The sequence below is a fragment of the Rhodopirellula sp. JB055 genome, assembly GCF_043100905.1.
Taxonomy (GTDB): domain Bacteria; phylum Planctomycetota; class Planctomycetia; order Pirellulales; family Pirellulaceae; genus Rhodopirellula.
Window position 1 is genome coordinate 1 of the sequence record NZ_JBICHO010000531.1, and the last position, 4,409, is coordinate 4,409.

The 4,409-nt window shown below is 57.8% G+C and carries 4 protein-coding genes and 1 pseudogene; 4 read left to right on the top strand and 1 reads right to left on the bottom strand.

Annotated elements, in window-relative coordinates:
* The 4 genes and pseudogenes from ACF8AM_RS20710 to ACF8AM_RS20725 form a co-directional block, all read left to right on the top strand.
* A pseudogene (locus ACF8AM_RS20710) lies at nucleotides 1-287 on the top strand (elongation factor 4); the annotation flags it as partial.
* Nucleotides 288-464: 177 nt separating this feature from the next.
* On the top strand, nucleotides 465-1,124 hold the full coding sequence (locus tag ACF8AM_RS20715) for a hypothetical protein (protein ID WP_392557475.1): 660 nt from the start codon (nucleotides 465-467) through the stop codon (nucleotides 1,122-1,124).
* Between the two features lie 264 nt (nucleotides 1,125-1,388).
* Nucleotides 1,389-2,510 carry a hypothetical protein gene (locus ACF8AM_RS20720; RefSeq protein ID WP_392557476.1) on the top strand — a complete coding sequence of 374 codons (1,122 nt, stop codon included), beginning with the start codon at nucleotides 1,389-1,391 and terminating at the stop codon, nucleotides 2,508-2,510.
* Nucleotides 2,511-2,587: 77 nt separating this feature from the next.
* Nucleotides 2,588-3,295, top strand: a complete 708-nt coding sequence (locus ACF8AM_RS20725) for a polyprenol monophosphomannose synthase (protein ID WP_392557478.1) — start codon at nucleotides 2,588-2,590, stop codon at nucleotides 3,293-3,295.
* A gap of 218 nt (nucleotides 3,296-3,513) precedes the next feature.
* Here the strand turns inward: ACF8AM_RS20725 and ACF8AM_RS20730 are convergent.
* Nucleotides 3,514-4,409, bottom strand: an 896-nt coding sequence (locus ACF8AM_RS20730) for an FAD-dependent oxidoreductase (protein ID WP_392557477.1), incomplete at its 5' end; no start/stop codon positions are given.

Genomic DNA, 4,409 nt, shown 5'->3' on the forward strand with positions numbered 1-4,409 from the left:
CCGATGCTGACCGCCGCGGACGTGCCGTGGCCAAGAAGCTGAAGGCAGAAATCGAGCGGCACATGTTCGAAGTGGCCGTGCAAGCGGCAATCGGCAGCCGCGTGATCGCTCGTGAGACCGTGCCCGCGATGCGAAAGAACGTGACGGCCAAGTGCTACGGCGGTGACATCACGCGAAAACGCAAGTTGCTGCAGAAGCAGAAGGAAGGCAAGAAGCGAATGAAGGCGGTCGGCAACGTCGAGATCAGCCAGAAGGCGTTCATGGCGGTTCTGACGGACGGCGAGTAAGACGGCTCGTCCGGTTCATACTGCACTCGCCTGCGCACGGTGAAATCGTGCATCTTCGGGGCAGGGCCGTCGATCTTGAGTTCCACGCGTGAAACTGTTGTCTGGAAACTTTCCGAGCGAATTTCCGGAATGACCCGCAAGATCGGAACAGTTTGACACGATACAGGTACTACGCAAATGAATGATCCTCTGCGGATCAGTTCGGTTGCGGATTTGCCAAGTCGGAAACCAAGGAAGGTTGCTCGGATGACCAGCAAGATGACCACAACATTCACACGATTCGGGACGTTGTGCCTGCTCACCATGGTGGTGATCACGAGCACAGGTTGCTATGGCCTGGGCGGCAGCAACTACAACTTGGGGATCCTCGGATTCCCAATTCCTGTGAGCCCGTATTACCAGCACAAGCAAGAAGAGAAGTTCCACAACAAGGAACGCTATGACCGGGTGCCAATTCTAGGCCCCACCACGTCAGGCGGACCGCCAATCGCATTGGATCCACCGAGCGATGACGAAGTGATGCAAGCCCTCGAGCAGGCTCGTCCTGTTCAAGGTGGCATTCCGTTGATCTGGGAAAAGCAACGTAATGACGTGCGGATCATCAAGGAGAAGATCGCGGATTACATCGATCCGCCTCGCTTCTACCCGCTGATCGGACCGGCTCAGTTGCACCACGCTCACTACAAGTGCACGATTTACTTTGACGAGTCGACCATTGTCGGCTACCCCGTGCCGCACACCCTGCGTGACCGCGAAGCGATTGAGGTCGTCTACATCGACCACAACCACTTCCACATGGTGGGTGACGTCGAGCCCTACACGACTCCTAACTTGTAGGAGTTGGGGGCCCGGAACTGACCTTCCGGCTGGCAATCACACTGAACAAACGCAACGGTCCGATGAGCCATTGAGCTCACCGGGCCGTTTCTTCGTTCAAGCCCGACATCTTTCCCACACCGCACGGTTTCCCCACGCGATGCGTCTGACTCGTGTTGGCATTGAGAAACCAGAAAAGAAGACGGGGAATCTTCCCGGAGATGGGGTCGGCGGGTTAGCGTATGCGGACTGAAATCACGTCCCGCTCCTCGCGAATCCCTGCACATGAATTCTGACGAAAACCCCTCTTTGACCAGTGACTCGCCACGATTCGACGCCGACGATTTGGGCACGCCCGATTCAGTGGAATCGAACCCCACGGCCACCACGGACGTTTACGAAGACGTGCCGGATGATGAGCCAACGGGCGAATCGGCTGTTGCCGCTGAGCCGGCCACCGAGACCCTGACCGCGGAAACGCTGAACGAAGACGTTTCGGAACTGGCTGACGACGTCGAAGAGCTTTCCGACGAAGTCAATCAATTCGCGGTTTCAGCGGTTGCCGCGACTGACGCACCCGCGGAACCCAACGACCAGGATCTGTCGCCAGAGTTGTTGGCTCTGCAACAGCCCTTCGTCGGACGATGGAACGGCTTGGTCAGCACAACGAACTGGGAAAAAGGACGCATTATCAGCCAATGGCGAGCGGCTTTGATCGAAGCTGGTGCTCCTTCGACGGAATATTCTGACGAAGCTTGGGCTTCTCGTGTTGGAGGTGTCACGGCACCCCACGTGGGGCGTTTGCGTCGTGTCTTTGATCGCTTTGCCGAGGATCAGCCGAAGTACGAAGGTTTGTACTGGTCGCATTTCCTGGCCGCGTTGGATTGGGACGATGCCGCCCTATGGTTGCAGGGGGCCGTCGAAGAGAAGTGGTCGGTTTCCAACATGCGGGACAAACGTTGGAAGGCCAACGGCGAAGTCGAATCGCAGCGTCCCACGGCCAGCCAGGTGATGGATGTCGATCTGGATGAAGACCAACCGGAATTGGCCGACGCGAATCTGGGAACCGCGCCCGCCCAAGGCGACGACACGACGCGAGATTACGACGGCGACACCGATGGCGTTCAGGGCCCAACTTACGAGGGGCCTGATTTCGGCGAGGAAGAAGAGCTGAACAAGCTCGGAGAGTCCGGACGCGAAGAAGGCGAAGCCGGTTTGGCGACCGAAACGCCTCCGTCACCTTTGCAACCGTTCGCTGGTTTGCCAGAATTGCCGGATGACCTCAGCGACGTCGTGGAACAACTCAAGTTGTCGATCTTGCGGCACAAGTCCGCTGGGTTCAACGACGTGTCTCCCGACGTGATTCGCCGCTACCTCGAAGCGGTTGCACTCCTGATTGAATCGTAGCCATCGAAACGACTTCCCAAACCGCCAGTGAAACTGTTTCCCATTCCGTTGCTCCTGACCTTGCGTCGGGGCAGCGGATTTTAGTTGGGATCTGCACCTACAACGAAGCCGCCAACGTCAAAACAATGTTGGCAAAAATTGGCGAGGCTCTGCCTGAGGCGGTGTGTTTGGTGGTCGACGATGACTCCCCCGATGGAACGGCGGAGATCGCACGACGCTACGCGGAGGAAAGCGGGGCCGATGAACGGATCCAGGTGAAGGTTCGCCAAGACGAACGTGGACTGGGCGGCGCCATCCGTGCTGCGATGCAGGTGGCAATCGATGGTGACTACGATCTGTTTTGCAACATGGACGCGGATCTCAGCCACGATCCTGCGGATTTGCCGCGGTTGGTGGCGACGTGTGTGGAAAAGAACGCGGACGTTGTGGTTGGTTCACGCTACGTGGAAGGCGGCGCGATTGTCGGTTGGCCTTGGCGTCGGAAAGTGATGAGCGGACTGATCAACGGGTTCACTCGAACGCTGTTGCGATTGCCGGTGCGTGATGCCAGCGGTTCGTACCGTTGTTACCGAGTGAGTTGCCTGGCGGGATTGGATCCGCCTCGCAATCCCAGCGACGGCTACGCGTTCATTCAGGAAGTCTTGCTGCGACTGCATCGTGATGGAGCCAAGTGTTTGGAGGTTCCGATCACGTTCACGGAACGAGTTCACGGGACCAGCAAGTTGAATTTGCGAGAAGCGGTTCGCAGCAGTCTGACCGTGTTCCGATTGCTGGCAGCACGGTAGGGCGACGTTGGGTTGCGTAGGCCATGTTGCATGGCAACGGTGATTAGGGGCATCGTTCGCGTTTTGGGCTGGTTGGAAGTGGTGTGTGAGTTGGACCGCCGCGATCGCCAGGTGGAACCTGGCCTACCGACTGACCGTGTTCCGATTCTTGGCAACGCGATAGTTCGAGATGGGGCGCCGTAGCCGGATTCGCCAGAATTCGGATGGGGATTCTCTTATCACGCTTTGCTTGTGACAACCGCTCGAGCGGCTCGGCGGCCGTGGTCGAAGGCTTCTTCGAACAAGGCGACGGCGCTGAGATCCGATGCGGCGAAGTGGATGTTGCCGATCGGTAGACGAGCCGCTTTGAGTTGCGGGGTGGAGAGACTGCCGACGGTGGGCTGGATCATCGCGTGGCCCCAGACCATCACATCCATGGTTTGGATATGTTGGCGAATGTCGGGGTGCATGATTTCGAGATCGCTGCATACGACTTCGGCGGCTTCTTCCCAAGTCAGGCTTAGTAATTCTGTGCGGGTGAGGGTCGCGTTGTCGCCGGTCAGAGCTTGGTACCAAGTGATCACCGTGCCACCATGATCGCGTCCGGTTTGGTGGCCTGCGTTGACGTATCCCAACGACGACGATTGATAGCGAACGTTGTCCCAGCACATCCAAGATTGGTGGTCTTTCGGTCGGTCTTTTAAAACAATGTTCGCGACCAACCAACTGCCGTACTGAAACGACCTCGCCAGGTTGATTCGTTCTTGCTTGACCTCCCCCAAAGATTCATCCAACAGACGACAGGAGACGAATTGTGGGACGGCGAGAATGACGGACTCGGCGGTGATCTTGAATGGCTGCTGCGTTTGGGTGTCGATCGCGTGAAGGGTTTGAAGGCCAGGTTCAGCTTCAGTCATGGCAAGGACCGCTCGATTCGTTTCCATGCGATCTCCGATGCGTGTGGCCAATTGGTCGACCAAGAACCCGTTGCCTTCGGGCCACGTCAGTACCGGCGCGGAATCAGTCGATTGCGATGGATCGCTCAATCTCGCCGCGAAGTAGAAGATCCCAGCCCAGGCACTCGTTTGATCGGAACGCAATCCATAGTCGTCGCGGCAGGAGTGGTCCACCAACC

What these genes read in the sequence shown, in the direction of transcription:
- ACF8AM_RS20715 (WP_392557475.1), top strand. Translation starts at nt 465, where the DNA reads ATGAATGATCCTCTGCGGATCAGTTCGGTTGCGGATTTGCCAAGTCGG.
- ACF8AM_RS20720 (WP_392557476.1), top strand. Translation starts at nt 1,389, where the DNA reads ATGAATTCTGACGAAAACCCCTCTTTGACCAGTGACTCGCCACGATTC.